This window comes from Streptomyces sp. NEAU-YJ-81 (assembly GCF_017592595.1).
GTDB classification, from domain to species: Bacteria; Actinomycetota; Actinomycetes; order Streptomycetales; family Streptomycetaceae; genus Streptomyces; species Streptomyces hygroscopicus_B.
This window is the reverse complement of the sequence record NZ_JAGFNO010000004.1, coordinates 379,406-396,168: the sequence shown is the minus strand read 5'-3', so window position 1 is coordinate 396,168 and position 16,763 is coordinate 379,406. Positions and strand designations below refer to the sequence as shown.

The 16,763-nt window shown below is 70.5% G+C and carries 15 protein-coding genes; 10 read left to right on the top strand and 5 right to left on the bottom strand.

Annotated elements, in window-relative coordinates; all coding sequences use genetic code 11:
* The first annotated feature begins 186 nt into the window (after positions 1 to 186).
* The gene (locus tag J5X86_RS12965; protein ID WP_374229249.1) at positions 187 to 615 is read left to right on the top strand and encodes a spore-associated protein A; all 429 of its coding nucleotides are present in this window, start codon (positions 187 to 189) and stop codon (positions 613 to 615) included.
* A 97-nt stretch (positions 616 to 712) separates the two neighbouring features.
* Here J5X86_RS12965 and J5X86_RS12960 read toward each other — a convergent pair whose 3' ends face one another.
* Positions 713 to 1,156, bottom strand: a complete 444-nt coding sequence (locus J5X86_RS12960) for a nuclear transport factor 2 family protein (RefSeq protein ID WP_208516888.1) — start codon at positions 1,154 to 1,156, stop codon at positions 713 to 715.
* 282 nt (positions 1,157 to 1,438) lie between these two features.
* Between J5X86_RS12960 and J5X86_RS12955 the strand changes: the two genes are divergently transcribed.
* The 3 genes from J5X86_RS12955 (at position 1,439) to J5X86_RS12945 (ending at position 4,845) form a co-directional block, all read left to right on the top strand.
* Positions 1,439 to 2,740 (top strand): CdaR family transcriptional regulator, encoded by a 1,302-nt coding sequence (locus J5X86_RS12955; protein ID WP_208516887.1) that lies wholly within the window; start codon positions 1,439 to 1,441, stop codon positions 2,738 to 2,740.
* Between the two features lie 168 nt (positions 2,741 to 2,908).
* On the top strand, positions 2,909 to 3,259 hold the full coding sequence (locus J5X86_RS12950; protein ID WP_208516886.1) for a hypothetical protein: 351 nt from the start codon (positions 2,909 to 2,911) through the stop codon (positions 3,257 to 3,259).
* On the top strand, positions 3,256 to 4,845 hold the full coding sequence (locus J5X86_RS12945) for a cation acetate symporter (RefSeq protein ID WP_208516885.1): 1,590 nt from the start codon (positions 3,256 to 3,258) through the stop codon (positions 4,843 to 4,845). Before J5X86_RS12950 ends, J5X86_RS12945 begins: the two co-directional genes overlap by 4 nt.
* A 25-nt stretch (positions 4,846 to 4,870) precedes the next feature.
* Here the strand turns inward: J5X86_RS12945 and J5X86_RS12940 are convergent, their stop codons facing one another.
* The gene (locus J5X86_RS12940) at positions 4,871 to 5,446 is read right to left on the bottom strand and encodes a CGNR zinc finger domain-containing protein (protein WP_308124529.1); all 576 of its coding nucleotides are present in this window, start codon (positions 5,444 to 5,446) and stop codon (positions 4,871 to 4,873) included.
* A gap of 56 nt (positions 5,447 to 5,502) precedes the next feature.
* On the opposite strand from J5X86_RS12940, the gene J5X86_RS12935 reads away from it, so the two are divergent.
* The 3 genes from J5X86_RS12935 to J5X86_RS12925 are packed head-to-tail and all read left to right on the top strand — an operon-like array spanning position 5,503 to position 9,138.
* Complete coding sequence (locus tag J5X86_RS12935; protein WP_243980166.1) at positions 5,503 to 6,711, top strand: MFS transporter; 1,209 nt, start codon at positions 5,503 to 5,505, stop codon at positions 6,709 to 6,711.
* A gap of 28 nt (positions 6,712 to 6,739) precedes the next feature.
* Complete coding sequence (locus J5X86_RS12930; protein ID WP_208516884.1) at positions 6,740 to 7,561, top strand: PTS sugar transporter subunit IIA; 822 nt, start codon at positions 6,740 to 6,742, stop codon at positions 7,559 to 7,561.
* Positions 7,562 to 7,584: 23 nt separating this feature from the next.
* Positions 7,585 to 9,138, top strand: a complete 1,554-nt coding sequence (locus J5X86_RS12925) for a PTS ascorbate transporter subunit IIC (RefSeq protein ID WP_208516883.1) — start codon at positions 7,585 to 7,587, stop codon at positions 9,136 to 9,138.
* Positions 9,139 to 9,224: 86 nt separating this feature from the next.
* On the opposite strand, the gene J5X86_RS12920 is transcribed toward J5X86_RS12925, so the two are convergent.
* Positions 9,225 to 11,474: an excinuclease ABC subunit UvrA gene (locus J5X86_RS12920; protein ID WP_208516882.1), complete on the bottom strand. Its 2,250-nt coding sequence runs from the start codon at positions 11,472 to 11,474 to the stop codon at positions 9,225 to 9,227.
* Positions 11,475 to 11,608: 134 nt separating this feature from the next.
* On the opposite strand from J5X86_RS12920, the gene J5X86_RS12915 reads away from it, so the two are divergent.
* Positions 11,609 to 12,343, top strand: a complete 735-nt coding sequence (locus J5X86_RS12915; RefSeq protein WP_208516881.1) for a MerR family transcriptional regulator — start codon at positions 11,609 to 11,611, stop codon at positions 12,341 to 12,343.
* 57 nt (positions 12,344 to 12,400) lie between these two features.
* Positions 12,401 to 12,883, top strand: coding sequence for a VOC family protein (locus tag J5X86_RS12910; RefSeq protein WP_208516880.1), 483 nt, complete (start codon positions 12,401 to 12,403; stop codon positions 12,881 to 12,883).
* A 91-nt stretch (positions 12,884 to 12,974) separates the two neighbouring features.
* On the opposite strand, the gene J5X86_RS12905 is transcribed toward J5X86_RS12910, so the two are convergent.
* Positions 12,975 to 13,925: a serine/threonine dehydratase gene (locus tag J5X86_RS12905; protein WP_208516879.1), complete on the bottom strand. Its 951-nt coding sequence runs from the start codon at positions 13,923 to 13,925 to the stop codon at positions 12,975 to 12,977.
* 35 nt (positions 13,926 to 13,960) lie between these two features.
* Here J5X86_RS12905 and J5X86_RS12900 point away from each other — a divergent pair, with 35 nt between their 5' ends.
* On the top strand, positions 13,961 to 14,611 hold the full coding sequence (locus tag J5X86_RS12900) for a TetR/AcrR family transcriptional regulator (protein WP_208516878.1): 651 nt from the start codon (positions 13,961 to 13,963) through the stop codon (positions 14,609 to 14,611).
* 57 nt (positions 14,612 to 14,668) lie between these two features.
* Here the strand turns inward: J5X86_RS12900 and htpG are convergent, their stop codons facing one another.
* The gene (gene htpG / locus J5X86_RS12895) at positions 14,669 to 16,615 is read right to left on the bottom strand and encodes a molecular chaperone HtpG (protein ID WP_208516877.1); all 1,947 of its coding nucleotides are present in this window, start codon (positions 16,613 to 16,615) and stop codon (positions 14,669 to 14,671) included.
* Positions 16,616 to 16,763: the final 148 nt, after the last annotated feature.

Sequence of the window (16,763 nt, the reverse complement as noted above, 5' to 3'; positions counted from 1 at the left end):
CGACGGGCGCGTCGCCCGTCCCGTCGAATACGGGAAGCCCGGGCCGGGCGTTCAACGGCCCGCCGGAAGCCGTCGTGAAATGCCGTACAACCATCCGCGACCCCAACATGTCTCCCTAGGCAGACGCAAACAGCGCCTACGCCCATGAAGAATCATTAAGGGGGACAAATGAATCTTTCTCGCCGTATGGCCGCCACCGCAGTGCTCGCCACCGCCATCGCGGGCACCGTGGCCCTGACGCCGCAGGCATCGGCCGCCACCAAGGCCGCGTACAACGGGGTGTGCGGCAGCGGGTACAAGGTGGTGAACTCGGCGCCCATCGGCTCCAAGGGCACCGTCTTCCTCACCTACAACTCCGCCAAGGGCAAGAACTGCGTGGTCACCGTCCGGAACGCCACGGGCAAGCCGGTTCCGATGTTCGCCTACCTGTACGTTCAGGGCGCCGACGAGTCGGCCGAGGACGGCGGCGCGTACACCTCGTACGCGGGCCCGGTGTACGGCGACGGGCGCGGTAAGTGCGTGGACTGGGCCGGGGGCATCGACAACCAGTCCACCTGGACGTACGAATCGAACTGCGGATCCCTCAAGGCCCACCGCGTGACCAAGGGCTGGTAAGCCCGAAAACCACGCGTCGGCACACCGACGGGGGAACACACGGGGGAGCGGCGGCCACCTTCTAGGAGGGTGGCCGCCGCGATCGTCGTGTCGACCCCTAGCGCTCGGTGAACGCCACCGCGTGGGTGTCCAGCACGGTATGGAGCTCCGCGAGACGGTAGGCGGCGCCGTCGGACCGGACCACGCAGCGGACCACACCGCTGGCGATCGGAGTCACCTGACCCTCGGTGAGGTTGGTGGCGTACATATACGACACCACCGAGATGTCATCGCCGTCGACCCGCTCGATGTGGATGTTCGAGGCGTTGTGGCGCAGCGGGTAGCCGGCCGCCTCGCGGTGCTGCCGCTGCCAGGCGATCACCTGCTCGCGGCCCCGGTTGTCGGAGGCGATGAACTCCTCGTACGGGGACTTCCCGGTGTCCGAGCGGGAGGTGATGTGGACATCCTCGGTCAGCAGCTCGGGCCAGACGTCGAACTGCCCTTCGTCGAAGGCGAACCACCAGCGGTGGATCAGCTCATGGACCGCCAGACGATCGAGCATGCGGAACTCTCCCCCCGAAGATTCAAGTGATCGACAGCATATCCCGCGAGCGCCAGTACGGTGGCTCCCTCTCGGTGCCGGTCCGCGTCGTGCCCACACCGCGCTACCGCGCTGCGGCTGCGCGCCGCCACCGGCCGGGCGCGCAGGAGAATTCGCGGAAGCCACCGACCCGCCGGTATGTCGATGGTGCAATAGCGGGGCAGGCTCTGGTATCTAACCTGGCCGTGGCCTCACGCTGCCGCGTCGAGCTGCGCATTGCCCGTCACAGGTGGAGGAACGTTCATGCACCCAGTCACCGGCTCCCGCGCTTCCGTCCCCGCCATGGGCCGCCCCGTCCCCCGCCTATCCGCCGACCGGGGGCGGACGCCGCCCCGGATGCCCGCCGCCCGTCCGCCGATCCGGTCGCGGGCCGATGCCGAGACCGTGGCGCTGCTGCACCGCGCCGCCCGGGTGCTCATCGAGGAGGTGCCCCGGCTGGCGGACCGTATCGTCGCGCTGATGAAGGAGCGGGAGCCCGCCTACCGGTCGCCCTCCCTCGATCCGCATGAGGTGTGGCGGGAGGTCCACGACTCGCTCAGCAACAATGTGCGTTCGCTGGTGCACCCCAAGGAGACGCGCGAATCCGCCAGGTCCTGCGCGTGGCGGATCGGCACCGACCGCGCCGCCCAGGGCTTTCCGCTGGACGCGCTGCTGCACGCGTATCGCATCGGCTGCACCGTCGTGTGGGAGCAGCTTCTGGAGACCGCCTCGAAGGAGGACCCGCTCGGCGCCCAGTCGCTGGTCCACGTCGCCGCCGACGTATGGAACTTCGTCGACGAGCACTGCACCCTCGTCGCCACGGCGTATCAGGAGGTCGAGCGGCAGCTCTCCTGGCACCGGGAGAATCGCCACCGGATCATCGTCGCGGCCCTGCTCGACGGCACCGCCCGGGTGAGCGACTTCCCCGAGGCGGAGGAGGCCCTCGGCCTTCCCGAGCAGGGGCGTTACGCGGTCGTGGCGCTGGAGGACGCCGACGCCTCGTCCCGGGCGCCGCACCCCGCCACGGTGTGCGCGGGACTTCGCACGGTCTGGCATGCGGCGGAGGGCACCGCCCACGCCATCGTGCTGCTCGGCGACGTCGGCGCGGAGCGGCTGGTGCGCGGGCTGGAGGTGCCGCCCGGCGCACGGGCCGGGGTCAGCCCCGCCGTGTCCGGTCTCGCCGCGGTGAACACGGCCCGCCGGTTCGCCGATACGGCGCTGCGCACCCGCCCGGCCGCCGGGGAGGCGGCGCTGCTGGATGAGCGCTATCCGGAGGCGCTGGTGGTGTCCTCCCCGGACCTCGGCGCCGCGCTCGCCGACCGGATGCTCGGACCCGTCCTGGCGCTGGAGTCCGCCGACCGGGAGATGCTGCTGACGACGCTGGCCGCCTGGCTGGAGGGCGGGGGATCGGCGCGCCGCGCGGGCGAGCTGCTGTTCTGCCACCGCAACACGGTGTTCAACCGGCTGCGCCGCTATGAGCAGTTGACCGGGCGTTCGCTGGACCACCCCCGAGAGGTCATGGAGTTGTCGCTCGCGCTGTCCGCGCACCGGCTGCTGACACCCTGAGCAGCACCCCTCGGCCTGAGGTGATGTGGGCGTGCACAACGGCCCTCGACCGATCATGTGCACCCGTCACACGGTCCGCCGGTTGGGCTGTACGCGACCGCGCTGACCTGCTGTCGTGGCGATTCCGCCCCTGTGACATGGGGCGGAACCCGCACAAGGAGCCGCGACATGTCCGACTACGACCAGCCCTGGCGCGCGTCCGTACCGCCCGTCGAGCCCCGCACCACGCGCCGCACCATCACCATGCCGCCCCGCCCCACGGCACCGCCTCCGCCCGCGCGGCGCACACCGTGGCAGCGGCCGTGGCCCTGGCCGGCGCGGGCGGCCTGCACCGCGCTCGCCTGTCATGTGGCCGCCGTGGTGGTGAACTGTGCCGCCGAAGGCGTCGTCAACCTCGGCGCGGGCGGCGGGTTCACCGTGGGCGCCATGCTGATCGGCCTGGACACGGCGGTGCTGCTCACCGTCCTGGCCCGGGCCCACCGCCGGTCCACCGCCACGACGGGGGAGGGGGAGGGGTGAGCTTCCTCGATCCCAGAACGCTCGCGTTCGTGCTCTTCGCGGGCTTCATGGCCATCTCGTTCCTGCTGTGCATCCTCGCGGCCACCGGCAATGACGACCCCACCGAGTTCTACCTCGGCACCGGCGGGCTCAGCCCGATGCAGAACGGCCTGGCCATCGCGGGTGACTACATCTCCGCCGCCACCGTGCTCAGCACCACCGGCACCATCGCCCTGGCCGGATTCGACGGGGTGCTCATCGCCTCGTCCACCGTGCTCTCCATCCTGCTGTTCATGCTCGTCCTCTCCGGACCGCTGTGCGGACGGGGGCGGTTCACCCTCGGCGACGTCCTCTCCGAGCGGCTGAGCGAACGCCCCGCCCGCATCGGCACCGCCGTCGTGGTGCTGGTGGTCGTCATGCCGCTGCTGCTGGTCCAGCTCAACGGCGCCGGCGCCATGCTGGCGGTGCTGCTCGGCATCCCGGGAAGTGGCGCGGTCACCGGCTGCACCGTCTTCATCGGCTCGCTCATGGTCTGCTACGCCGCCCTCGGCGGGATGAAGGGCACCGGATTCATCCAGATCCTCAAGACGGTGCTGCTGCTCGCCGCGTTCGTCCTGCTCGCCTGTCTGGTGCTGAAGCGCTTCTCATGGAACCCGTTCACCCTCTTCGACGCCGCGGCCGACGCCAGCGGCTACGGCGACGGCTTCTGGCAGTCCGGCCGCCAGTACGGCGACTCCTTCAGCGGCCGCCTGGATGTCATCAGCGTCCAGCTCACCCTCGCCGTCGGCGCGGCCTGCATGCCGCATCTCACCATGCGGCTCCACCCCATCCGCGGTATGCGGGCCGCCCGCGCCGCCACCACCTGGGCGGTGGGCGCGGTCACCACCATTCTCGGGCTGATCGTGATCGTGGGCGCCGGAGCCACCGCCGTCGTCGGCGCCCCCGCCCTGCGCGCCTCCGACCCCACCGGCAGCGACTCGCTGCTGCTGCTGACCCTCGCCCTGGACCCGGCGGCGCAGGAGGCCCACCGTAGCCTGCTCTTCTCCGTCGTGGCCTGCGCGGTCGTCGCCACCACCCTCGCGGCGGTCGCAGGACTTACCCTGGCCGCCGCGGCCTCCCTCGCCCATGACGTCCTGGCCAAGGTCGTCTTCAAGGGCAGGCTCTCGGCGAACCGGGAGCTGGCCGCCGCCCGTACGGCCATCGTGGTGGTCGGCGTCGTGGCCGTCGTCCTCGCCATCGTGACCCAGCACTGGAACCGGCAGGTCCTGATCTCCTTCACCTTCGCGGCCGCCGCCTCGGCCCTGCTGCCGATCGTGCTCTACGGCACCCTGTGGCGCGGCTTCACGGTGAACGGACTGCGCTGGGCGCTGTACGGAGGACTCCTCCTCACCGCCGTGACCATGGCCTTCTCCCCGGCGATCTCCGGCAACCCGCTCGCGGTCTTCCCTGAGCGCGACTTCCACTGGTTCCCGCTCCGCAACCCGGGCCTGGTCACCATTCCCGCCGGTTTTCTGCTCGGCTGGCTCGGCTCCCGTACCGGACGGCGGGCACGGCATGCCCAGGACCCCACGCGGGGGGACATGCCGTACGCGATGCCCACCGGCTGACCCGACCAGTGCCGCCCCGGGCCTCTTACGGGGATCGGGGCCCGGCCTTGGCGCGCCGGTGGGCGGCCACCCGCTCACGGGTCGCGCACCGGCGTGAGCAGTAGCGGCGCTCCGGTCCGCTGCCCACCGTGAGGAAGACATCGCCGCAGCCGGGGGAGGAGCACAGGCCGCCGGGCGGGCGCTGACCGTCCCAGATCAGCACGGTCAGCGCCATGCACGAGGAGGCGAGAAACCATTCGCCCCAGGGCGCCTCGTCATCGCTGTCCAGGTGCGGATGCCAGGGCGAACAGCCGTCGTGTGAGCTGAGCCGGAGCGGACCCGTGCCCTCCCGCAGCAGCCGGTTCAGCACCCCGGCGGCGGCGTCGACATGCTCGGCGGCGAACACCTCACGCAGCCGCAGCGCGGCGGTGCGCATGCCCGCGACATCACCGGTGGTGAGCTCGACCGGGCCGGGCTCACCGTGGTCGAGCAGGATCCCGGCGATCGCGCGGGGATCCGGACTCGGCTCCGCGGTCAGGGCGTTGACGAGGGCGGCGGTGCGCCGGGCGGTGTCCCGCACCGAAAGCCGGGGCGACCGGTCGTCGTTCGAGGGTGGTGACACGAGACCAATGTAACGCACCTGGTGAAGTTTTACGTTACCTCCGTAACGTGATCTGCATGCCAGGGCGTTACGCGATGGGGTGCTATCTGGGCGGGGCGGCCGCCGCCCGCGCGGGGGACGAGATGTCCGGGCCCGCGCTGCTGCTGGCCGGACCGGCGCTCACCGGTTCGGCCTCCTCGGGCTCGTCGCTGCTGGCGGGCATCATGATCGCGGCGGCGGTCGGCGGACCGCTCTTCGGGGTGCTGCTCGACCGCTCCGCCCGGCCGGGCCGGCTGCTGGCCGCGGCACTCGCCCTCTACGCGGTGGCGCTGACCGCGATCCTCCTGGGCCTGGGGCGGCTGCCGTTCGCCCTCACGGTCCTTCTCGCGGTGGGCGCGGGGCTGCTGGGGCCGGCCCTGTCCGGCGGCTGGACCTCCCAGCTACCGCGGGTGGCACCGCCGCGGGCCCTGCCCCGGGCCAACGCACTCGACGCGATGACATTCAGCCTCGCCGCGCTGGTGGGACCCGCACTCGCCGGGACCGTCGCGGGGGCGGCCGGGGCTCCGGCCGCCGTGGCGGTGTCCATCGCGCTGATCGGCCTCGCGCTGCCCGCCGCCTGGGCGCTCCCCGCGCCTCCGCCGCCCGCCCGGGTCCGGCCACCGGCCACGTCGGTCGTCGCCGATCTCACCGCCGGACTGCGTGCCATCGTCCGCAACCGGCCCCTGGCCCGTGCCACCGCCACCTCCGTCGTCTCCTGCGTCGGCCAGGGCGCGCTGCTCACCTGCTGTCCGCTCCTCGGCGCGGCCGTGCTCGGCGGCGCCGACCGCGGCGCCCTGCTGCTGTCCGCCACCGCCGCATCCGCCCTCGTGGCCAACGCGGTGCTCGCCCGCCGCCCCCGCCCGCCGCGTCCGGACACCGTGCTCCTCGGCGGAGCTCTGCTGCTCGTCCTCGCGCCGCTGCTCGCGGCCACCGGACACCCGGTCGCGCTGATCACCGCCGTGTTGCTCGCCGGGGCCGCCGAGGGCCCCCAGCTCACGGCCCTGTTCGCGGTGCGCCACCGGGAGGCCCCCGAGCGGCTGCGCGGCCAGGTGTTCACCACCGGCGCCAGCCTGAAGATCAGCGGCTTCGCCGTGGGCGCGGCCTTCGCCGGTCCACTCGCCACCTGGTCGCTGCCCGGCGCTCTGATGGCCGCAGGGGGGTGCGAGGCGCTCGCGGTCCTCGTGTTCGTATGCTTGCCGGACGATGCGGAGGCTGTCGTTCCGGATCTGCCCCCGGGGGCTGTGTGACGGAGGCATGTCAGGCATGATGACCTGCATGGAAGACCTGAAAGACCTGCTGCCCGTCGAAGCCGTCCGGCTCGACGTCCGGGCGGCCGACTGGCGTGAGGCGATAGGCGCGGCCGGCCGGCTCATGGTGGAAACGGGCGCCACCACCGACGAGTACACCGGCGAGATGGTCGCCAACGTCGAGGAGAACGGGCCGTACATCGTCATCGCTCCGGGGGTGGCATTCGCCCACTCCCGGCCGTCCCCGGCAGTGCTCAGGACCGGGATGTCCTGGGTCCGGCTCGCCGAGCCCGTGGAATTCGGGCATGAGTCCAACGACCCCGTCACCCTCGTCGTCGCCCTGGCCGCCCAGGACTCCGCCGCGCACACCTCCGCGATGGCGAGCCTGGCGCGGCTCCTGGGCGATCCCGCCACCGCGGCCGCCCTGGCGGAGGCGCCCACCCCGAAGGCGCTGCACGCCGTACTCGCCGGGGAACGGCCGACGGACGGCTCCGAGGCGTCCACCGCTCCTGAAGCGTCCGCCACCCCCGAGCCGCACACCGCCTCCGCGCCCCGTGCGGCCTCGCTGCACAAGATCCTCACGGTCTGCGGCAACGGCGTGGGCACCAGCCTGTTCCTCAAGAACACCCTGGAGCAGGTGCTGGACCGCTGGGGGTGGTCGAGGTTCGTCACCGTGGAGGCCACGGACACCATCTCCGCGAAGGGCAAGGCGTCCGAGGCCATGGCCCTGCTCACCTCCCGTGAGATCGCCAGGACTCTGGGGGACGTGGGACGGCCCGTGAAGGTCGTCCAGGACTTCACCAGCACCGCCGAGGTGGACGCGGTGCTCCGGGACACGTACGACGTCTGAACGACGGGGACAGAGGAAGCACCATGGGCTGGTTTGTCACCCTTGCCACGTTTCTCGTCAATGAGATTCTGAGCGAGCCCGCGTATCTGATCGGCATCATCACCGCCGTCGGACTCATCGCGATGAAGAAGAGCACCGGGCAGATCATCGGCGGCGCCATCAAGGCGACCCTCGGCTTTCTGCTGATCGGCGCGGGAGCGGGACTGGTCACCGCCTCCCTCGCCCCGCTGGGCACCATGATCCAGGGCGTCACCGGCGCCCACGGTGTCATCCCCACCAACGAGGCCATCGTCGGCATCGCCCAGGACCAGTTCGGCTCACGGGTCGCCTGGCTGATGATCCTGGGCTTCGTGGTCAGCCTGCTGCTGGCCCGGTTCACCCCGCTCCGCTATGTCTTCCTGACCGGGCACCACATGCTCTTCATGGCCACGCTGCTGACCGTGGTCCTGGCCAACGGCGGCCGCTCGACCGTCGCCGTGGTGGCCGTCGGCGGTGTGCTGCTGGGCATCATGCTGGTCGCGATGCCCGCCTTCGCCCACCCCTGGACCAAGCGTGTCACCGGCAGCGACACCGTCGCCATCGGCCACTTCGGCACGGCCGGATACATCGTGGCGGGCGTGACCGGACGGGTGGTCGGCAAGCGCAGCCGCTCCACCGAGGAGATGAAGCTCCCCGAGGGGCTGCGGTTCCTGCGCGACTCGATGGTGGCCACCGCCCTGTCGATGCTGCTGATCTACCTGGTCATGGCCGTCCTCCTCCTCGTCAAGGAGGGGCAGAAGACCGCCTTCAAGGCGTTCGCCACGGGCACCGGCACGGTGGCCACCGGCACCGGGAACTACCTGATGCAGTCCGTGATGCAGGGGCTGCAGTTCGGCATCGCGGTCGCGGTGATCCTCTTCGGGGTCCGTACGATCCTCGGCGAGCTCGTCCCCGCCTTCCAGGGGATCGCCCAGAAGGTCGTCCCCGGCGCCCTGCCCGCGCTGGACGCGCCCATCGTCTTCCCGTACGCGCAGAACGCGGTGCTGATCGGTTTCATCTCCAGCTTCACCGGCGGCCTGATCGGCCTGGCCCTGCTGACCTGGGTCTTCAACCCGGCCTTCGGTCTCGCCCTGGTGCTGCCCGGTCTGGTGCCGCACTTCTTCACCGGCGGCGCGGCCGGGGTCTACGGCAACGCGACCGGCGGCAGGCGCGGCGCGGTCGTGGGGGCGTTCCTCAACGGGCTGCTCATCACCTTCCTCCCCGCCCTGCTGCTCAAGGTGCTCGGCGCGTTCGGCGACCAGAACACCACGTTCGGCGACGCCGACTTCGGCTGGTTCGGCGCGCTCATCGGCAACGCGGGCAAGGCGGGTGGCGCCGCCGGACTCGTCATCATCGTGCTGCTCGGCCTCGCCGTCCTCGGGGGCGCGATCCTGGTGCAGAAGCGCGTGGTGGACACCGGCTGGGACCCGGGCGCGGCGCGCGACGCCGTGATGCCGCGCGAGAGCGTGGTGGCGCCCGCCGAGGCGGGCGCCACCACGGCCGCCTACGCCAAGATCCCGCCGCCCGCGGGCGCTCCCGCACCTCCGCCCGCCGCCTGACGCGGCGCGGCGCCCCGCTGGTCCCGTCCCGAGCCCTCGGCCCGGGACGGGACGGGACGGGGACGGGACCACCGGGGCGAGGGGGTTCACGCCCGCTTGACGTAGTCGCGCAAGTGGACGGCGGTGAGGGAGCCGCCGGTGTCCACGAGGTCGGCGGGGGTGCCGGTGAACACCACCTGACCGCCGTCATGACCCGCCCCCGGGCCCATGTCGATGATCCAGTCCGCATGGGCCATCACGGCCTGGTGGTGCTCGATGACGACGACCGTGTTGCCCGCGTCGACAAGGCGGTCGAGCAGGGCGAGCAGTTGGTCCACATCGGCGAGATGCAGTCCGGTGGTCGGCTCGTCCAGGACGTAGGTCGTGCCGCTCCGCGCCATATGGATGGCCAGCTTCAGCCGCTGGCGCTCACCCCCGGAGAGTGTGGTGAGCGGCTGGCCGAGACCCAGATAGCCCAGCCCCACCGCGGCCAGCCGGTCCAGGATCAGCCGGGCCTGACCGCCTGTGAAGAACTCCCGCGCCTCGGCCACCGGCATGCCCAGGACATCGCTGATGTTCCGCCCGCGCAGCCGGTACGTCAGCACCTCGGGCCGGAACCGCTTCCCCTCGCAGTCCTCGCACACCGAGGCCACCTCGGCCATCATCGCGAGATCGGTGTAGATGAGCCCGATGCCCTTGCATCGGGGGCAGGCACCCTCGGAATTGGCGCTGAACAGACCCGGTTTGACGTGGTTCGCCTTGGCGAACGCCGCCCGGATCGGATCGAGGAGCCCCGTATACGTGGCCGGGTTGCTGCGGCGGGAGCCACGGATCGCCGACTGGTCGGCGACGATCACCTCCTCCCGCCCGGACAGCGACCCATGGATCAGGGAGCTCTTGCCCGATCCGGCGACACCCGTGACGACGGTGAGCACACCGAGGGGGATGTCGACGCTCACATCCCGCAGATTGTGCAGCCGCGCGCCCCTGACCGGCAGTTGCCCACTGGGCTGCCGCACCGTCTCCCGCAGCCGCACCCGGTGGTCCAGATGGCGCCCGGTCAGGGTGTCCGAGGCGCGCAGCCCGGCCAGGTCGCCCTGGTAGCAGATCCGCCCGCCCGCCACCCCCGCGCCGGGCCCCAGGTCCACCACATGGTCCGCGATCCGGATGGTCTCCGGTTTGTGCTCCACGACCAGCACCGTGTTGCCCTTGTCCCGCAACTGGAGCAGCAGCCGGTTCATGCGCTCGATGTCATGCGGATGCAGGCCCACCGTGGGCTCGTCGAAGACATAGGTGACATCGGTCAGACTGGAGCCCAGATGCCGGACCATCCGCACCCGCTGGGCCTCGCCACCGGACAGGGTCGAGGACTCCCGGTCCAGGCTCAGATATCCCAGGCCGATCTCGACCAGTGAGTCGAGGAGCGCCCGCAGGCTCTCCAGCACCGGTCCGACGGAATCGTGCCGGATCCCGCCCACGAACTCCGCCAGATCGCTGATCTGCAGGGCCGAGCACTCCGTGATGGAGCGGCCGTCGATCCGGCAGGACCGGACGGCCTCGCACAGCCGGGCGCCCTCACACTCGGCGCACTCGGCCAGGGCCATGGCCCGGTCGGCGAACGCGCGCATCCGCGGCTGCATCGTCTCCCGGTCCTTCGCCAGGTACAGCCGGCGGACCTTGGTCACCAGCCCCTCGTAGGTGAGGTTGTTCTTCCCCACCTTGATCTTGGTGGCCGGTTTGTGGAGGAAGTCCTCCCACTGGGCGGGGGAGTAGTCCTGGAGCCTGATATCGGGGTCGAAAAGGCCGGAGGCCGCCATAACCTGCCAGTGCCAGCTGTCCACCTCGAATCCGGGGACGGTGATGGCGCCCTCCTTCAACGACTTCTCCCTGTCGCTGAGTTGGGCGATGTCGATGTCGGTGACCCTGCCGAGCCCCTCGCATCGCGGACACATGCCCTCGGCCGTGTTGAAGCTGAAGGCGAGGGGAGGGCCGACATAGGGGCTGCCGATCCGGCTGAACAGGATCCGCAGCAGGGTGTGGGCATCGGTGGCGGTGCCCACCGTGGAACGGGAGTTGGAGCCCATCGGCTCCTGGTCCACGATGATCGCCGCGCTCAGATTCCGCAGCGAGTCGACATCCGGGCGGCCGAGCGTCGGCATGAAGTTCTGGACGAACGCCGTATAGGTCTCATTGATCAGCCGCCTCGACTCCGCGGCGATGGTGTCGAAGACGAGCGAGGACTTACCGGAGCCGGAGACGCCGGTGAAGACCGTAAGGCTTCGCTTGGGAATGTCCACACTCACGCCCTGGAGATTGTTCTCCCTGGCGCCACGGACCTTGATTTCGCTGACATCCATGCCTTCAAGTGTTTCATTGAAGTGCACGTTGAGACTTTTCGCGGATTTCCTCCCAACACCCGCCGGATGCGGTGCGGCAGAGCCACGCTAACCTTCAACTCGTCCGTGAACCCTTGCCGGGAAGGTGACGAACCGTGAGCCGTACGGATGCCGCGCTGCGCCCCGTCGATCTGGCCCGGATGGCGGGTGTCTCCACCCAGCAGATCCGCAACTACGTCGACGCGGGCATCCTGCCCCCGGCCGCCCGCACCCCCGTCGGCTACCGCAGGTTCGAGGACCGGCACCGCAGAGCCCTGGTGACCTACCGGGCCCTGCTGCCCGGATACGGCGCGGAGACCGCCCGCGCGGTCATGCGGGCCGTCCATGCCGAGGACATCGCCCTCGCGCTCACCCTCGTCAACGCAGGCCATGCCGCGCTCCACGACCAACGACTCTCCCTCCAGGCCGCGGGGGAGGCGCTGGAGACGGTCGCCGGGCAGACCCCGGACACCTCGGCGCCCGCACGCTCCGGGCCACTGCGCATCGGCGAGGTGGCCGCCCGGATCGGGGTGCGCACCTCGGCCCTCCGGGTCTGGGAGTCCGCCGGTCTGCTGCGCCCGCGCCGCGACCGGGGCACCGGCTACCGCGTCTACGGCCCGTCGGACGTCCGGGACGCCCGGATGATCGACCTGCTGCGCCAGGTCCGCTATCCCCTGCCCCAGATCCGGCCCGTCATCGATGGCCTGCGCCGCACCGGCAGCAGCGACGCCCTGCGCACGGTCATCACCCGGCGTCACGAGGGGCTCGCCCAGCGCGCCGCGGCCATGCTCGAAGGCTCCTGCCGGCTGCACCACTACCTCACGGAGAATCGGCCGGCCGAGGACCGATGAGTTCCCGGCGCGGGAGCGGTCGATAGGGGTAAACGCTCCCCAGCCCAGGAGGAACCGATGGCCACCGACGGATTCACCACATGCCTGTGGTTCGACGGCAACGCCGAAGAGGCCGCGCAGCACTACATCTCGATCTTCAAGAACTCCAGGCTCGGACGGATCGCGCACTACACCGGGGGCGAGCCCGGCGGCGCGGCGGGATCCGTGATGACCGTCGAGTTCGAGGCCAACGGACAGAAGTTCGTGGGGCTCAACGGCGGGCCGGAGTTCACCTTCAGCGAGGCCATCTCCTTCCAGGTGCACTGCGCGGACCAGGACGAGGTGGACTACTACTGGAGCAGGCTCTCCGAGGGCGGCGAGGAGGGGCCCTGCGGCTGGGTGAAGGACAAGTTCGGGGTGTCCTGGCAGGTCGTCCCCACCGTGCTCCTCGACATGGTGACCGGCTCCGACCCGCAGAAGGCCAAGCGGGCCACCGACGTGATGATGAAGATGGGCAAGCTCGACATCGCCGCGCTGCAGGCGGCGTACGACGGCGCGTAGCCGGCCCTGGGAGCGGGCCCGTACGGCATGCGGTCAGGCTGCCGTACGGGCCCGGTCCGCAGTCGTACGGGCCCGGCCCGCGAGCGTGCCGCTAGTGGCCGTGCGTGAGGTCCGCGGGGTCGGTGTTGGCGCCGCAGAGGAGTACGGCGACCTTCTCCCCGGGCCGCGGCCGGTACCCGCCGGAGGTGAGGGCCGAAAGCGCCGTGGCCGCCGCGTGCTCGACCGCGATCCTGCGGTCGTCCCACAGGGCCTGCCGCGCGGAGACGATCGCCTCGTCGGACACCAGGACGGACCGCACTCCGTCCTTGCGGGCCCACTCCAGCGCGTCCGAGGACACATGGCGCGCCCCCAGCGAGTCCGCCGCGACCGAGTCCACCGGGACATCGACCACCGCACCGGCCTCCAGCGCGGCGTTCAGGGCCCGGCACCCGTACGGCTCCACGGCGACGACCCCCACCCCGTGCTCCAAGGCGGACACCGCGACACCGGTGAACAGCCCGCCGCCCCCGACCGCCACCACCACGGTGTCCAGGTCGGGCCGGGCCTGGAGGATCTCCTCCAGCACGGTGCCCGCCCCGGCGGCGATCAGCGGGTGGTCGTACGCATGCGACAGCAGCGCACCGGTCTCGGCGGCGTGCTTCTGCGCGGCCTCCCGCGCTTCGTCGTACTCGGTGCCGATCTGATGGACCTCGGCGCCGAGCCGGCGCAGCCGGCCGACCTTCACCGGGGGCGCGGTCTCGGGCACGAACACCGTGGCGGGCACGGAGTGCTGCGCCGCCGCCCACGCACACGCGAGCCCGGCGTTTCCGCCGGAGGCGATGGTGACGCCCGTGTCCGGCAGGGTGCCCGCCTCCCGGTGGGCCCTGACGAAGTTGAACGCGCCGCGCGCCTTGAAGGTGCCCGTGTACTGCAGGAACTCCAGGGCCAGCCAGCCCTCGGCGGCGCCCCATCCCCCCTGCTCCACCGGAGCGAGCGCCACCGGCCGGATATGTCCCGCGACCCGTTGGGTCGCGGCTCGTACGTCCTCGATGGAAAGAGTCACTGAAACACTGTAACAACCACTGGTACGCTCGGCCTGTGCGAAGCAATCGGGACCGAGCCGATCAGCCCACCCTGGAGGCCATCGCCGAGGCCGCCCTGTCCGTCGTCGACGACGAGGGGCCCGAGGCGCTGAGCTTCCGCAGGGTGGCGCAGTTGCTGGGCGTCTCCCATGCCACGGTCTTCCGCCGCTGCGGCGACTTCGACGGTCTGGTGAACGCGTGCGCGGACCGGCTGGCCGCGCGGATGCCGCGGGTGGGGCAGGACCTGGACTGGGCCACCGCCACCGAGGCCCGCTTCTCCGCGTTCTACGAGGTGCTGATCGAGCATCCCGGGCTGGTGGCGCTGCGGTCGGGCCGCGCCTGGTGGGGCCCGCATCTGCTGAGCCGCCTCGTGGAGCCGCAGCTGGCGCACAGCATCGCCGCCGGAATGGCGCCCGAGGCGGCGGTCCGGGTCTACCGGCGGCTGTATCTGCTCACCCTCGGCGCCGTCGCCTTCGTCGACCACCGCGACGCGAAGAAGGTGCGTACCGCCGCGCGCACGGCGCTCGCCGCCCTGGACCCCGAGGAATTCCCGGCCCTCACCGGGAACCTCGGCGTCGTCGTGCCCGCGCTGACCGACCACGAGGTCTACCGCGGCGCGCTGCGGCAGCTGATCGACGCCTCCGCGACGGTCTGCGCCGGACGGTGACCGGCGCCCGCGGGGCGGGCCCCGACAGGGCCCGCCCCGCTTCGCGCCGCGGCGTGGTTACAGCGTCTGCTGCACCCGCTCCGCCACCAGCTTGATGAAACGCGACGGATCGCTCAGCTCACCGCCCTCGGCGAGCAGCGCCATGCTGTAGAGCAGCTCGGCCGTCTCCGCGAGACCACTGTCGTCCTTGCGCTCACCGTGGGCCTTGCGCAACCCGCTGACCAGCGGATGGGTGGGGTTCAGCTCCAGAATGCGCTTGATCTGGGGCAGGTTCTGGCCCATGGAGCGATAGATGTTCTCCAGGGCCGGGGTGACATCGAAGGTGTCACCCACGATGCAGGCCGGGGAGGTGGTCAGCCGCGTGGACAGCCGCACCTCCTTGACCTGCTCGCTCAGCGACGTCGTCATCCAGGAGAGCAGCTCGGCGAAGTCCTTCTGTCGCTGCTCGCGCTCGGCCTCCGCCTCCTCGTCCTTCTCGTCCTGGGAGTCGAGGTCGACCTGCCCCTTGGCGATGGAACGCAGTTGCTTGCCCTCGAACTCCGGCACGGCGTCGACCCACAGCTCGTCGATGGGGTCGGTGAGGAGGAGCACCTCGAAGCCCTTGTCCCGGAACGCCTCCATATGGGGCGAGCTCTCCACGATCGAGCGGGACTCGCCCGTCATGTAGTAGATGTGCTCCTGCCCGTCCTTCATGCGCTCGGTGTAACCGCGCAGGGTGGTCGGCTGCTCGGCGTCATGTGTCGAGGCGAACGAACACACCTCGAGGATCGCCTCGCGGTTCTCCAGGTCGCTGAGGAGACCTTCCTTGAGAACGCGGCCGAATTCCGTCCAGAAGGTCGCGTAGCGCTCCGCGTCGGAGGACATGATGTCCTTCACCGTCGAGAGCACCTTCTTCACCAGGCGACGCCGCATCAGCTGAATCTGGCGGTCCTGCTGAAGGGTTTCCCGCGAGACGTTCAGTGAGAGGTCCGCGGCGTCCACCACGCCCTTGACGAAGCGGAGATATTCCGGCATCAGCGCTTCGCAGTCATCCATGATGAAGACGCGCTTGACATAGAGCTGCACACCCCGCTTGCGGTCCTGCATATACAGGTCCTGCGGTGCGCGGGCCGGAATGAAGAGCAGCGACTGGTATTCGAAGGTGCCCTCCGCCTGCATGCGGATGGTCTCGAGCGGATCGACCCAGTCGTGGCTGATGTGCTTGTAGAACTCGTGGTATTCCTCGTCGGTGACCTCGTCCTTGGGGCGGGCCCACAGCGCCTTCATCGAGTTGACGGTCTCGAGCTCGGGCGCCTTCTCCTCGCCCTGCTCGGCCTCGTCCGTCTCGTCCGTCGTGACCGGGGCCTGGGCGGGGGCCATCCTGATGGGCCAGGTGATGAAATCCGAGTGCTGCTTGATGATTTCCCGGATCTTCCAGGGCGAGGCGTAGTCGTAGAGATGGTCCTCGGTGTCCTCCGGCTTGAGCTTCAGCGTGACGGAGGTGCCCTGGGGGGCGTCGTCGGCCGCTTCGAGCGTGTAAGTGCCCTCGCCGCTGGAAACCCAGCGGGTGCCCTGGCTCTCCCCGGCGTGACGGGTCAGCATGGTCACCTCGTCGGCCACCATGAAGCTGGAGTAGAAACCCACCCCGAACTGCCCGATGAGGTCCGCGGAAGCGGCCGCGTCCTTCGACTCCCGCAGCTCCTTGAGGAATGTGGCGGTGCCGGAGTTCGCGATCGTGCCGATGAGCTCCACGACTCCGTCATGCGACATGCCGATGCCATTGTCGCGGACGGTCAGTGTGCGGGACTCCTTGTCGACCTCAACGGTGATATGGAGATCAGAGATGTCCGCCTGAAGGTTTCCGTCGCGGAGCGATTCGAGCCGCAGTCTGTCCAGCGCGTCGGAAGCGTTGGAGATGAGCTCGCGCAGGAAGACGTCCTTGTTCGAGTAGATCGAATGGATCATCAACTGCAGAAGCTGCCGCGCCTCGACCTGAAACTCGAAAGTCTCGACCCCTGTAGTCAACTGTTTCCCCTCATGAGATAAGTGTCGACGCCATCAAGCACCTGCGTCATCAGCAGCTTATCGAAGGTGAGGGGTGCCGAGCGGCCTTCCGGGTAGATGACGGACGGCCGCTCACGGGACACGGATACGGTGGCCCGGGCGAGGGGGC

What these genes read in the sequence shown, in the direction of transcription:
- J5X86_RS12965 (WP_374229249.1), top strand. Translation starts at nt 187, where the DNA reads ATGGCCGCCACCGCAGTGCTCGCCACCGCCATCGCGGGCACCGTGGCC.
- J5X86_RS12960 (WP_208516888.1), bottom strand. Translation starts at nt 1,156, where the DNA reads ATGCTCGATCGTCTGGCGGTCCATGAGCTGATCCACCGCTGGTGGTTC.
- J5X86_RS12955 (WP_208516887.1), top strand. Translation starts at nt 1,439, where the DNA reads ATGCACCCAGTCACCGGCTCCCGCGCTTCCGTCCCCGCCATGGGCCGC.
- J5X86_RS12950 (WP_208516886.1), top strand. Translation starts at nt 2,909, where the DNA reads ATGTCCGACTACGACCAGCCCTGGCGCGCGTCCGTACCGCCCGTCGAG.
- J5X86_RS12935 (WP_243980166.1), top strand. Translation starts at nt 5,503, where the DNA reads ATGCCAGGGCGTTACGCGATGGGGTGCTATCTGGGCGGGGCGGCCGCC.
- J5X86_RS12930 (WP_208516884.1), top strand. Translation starts at nt 6,740, where the DNA reads ATGGAAGACCTGAAAGACCTGCTGCCCGTCGAAGCCGTCCGGCTCGAC.
- J5X86_RS12925 (WP_208516883.1), top strand. Translation starts at nt 7,585, where the DNA reads ATGGGCTGGTTTGTCACCCTTGCCACGTTTCTCGTCAATGAGATTCTG.
- J5X86_RS12920 (WP_208516882.1), bottom strand. Translation starts at nt 11,474, where the DNA reads ATGGATGTCAGCGAAATCAAGGTCCGTGGCGCCAGGGAGAACAATCTC.
- J5X86_RS12910 (WP_208516880.1), top strand. Translation starts at nt 12,401, where the DNA reads ATGGCCACCGACGGATTCACCACATGCCTGTGGTTCGACGGCAACGCC.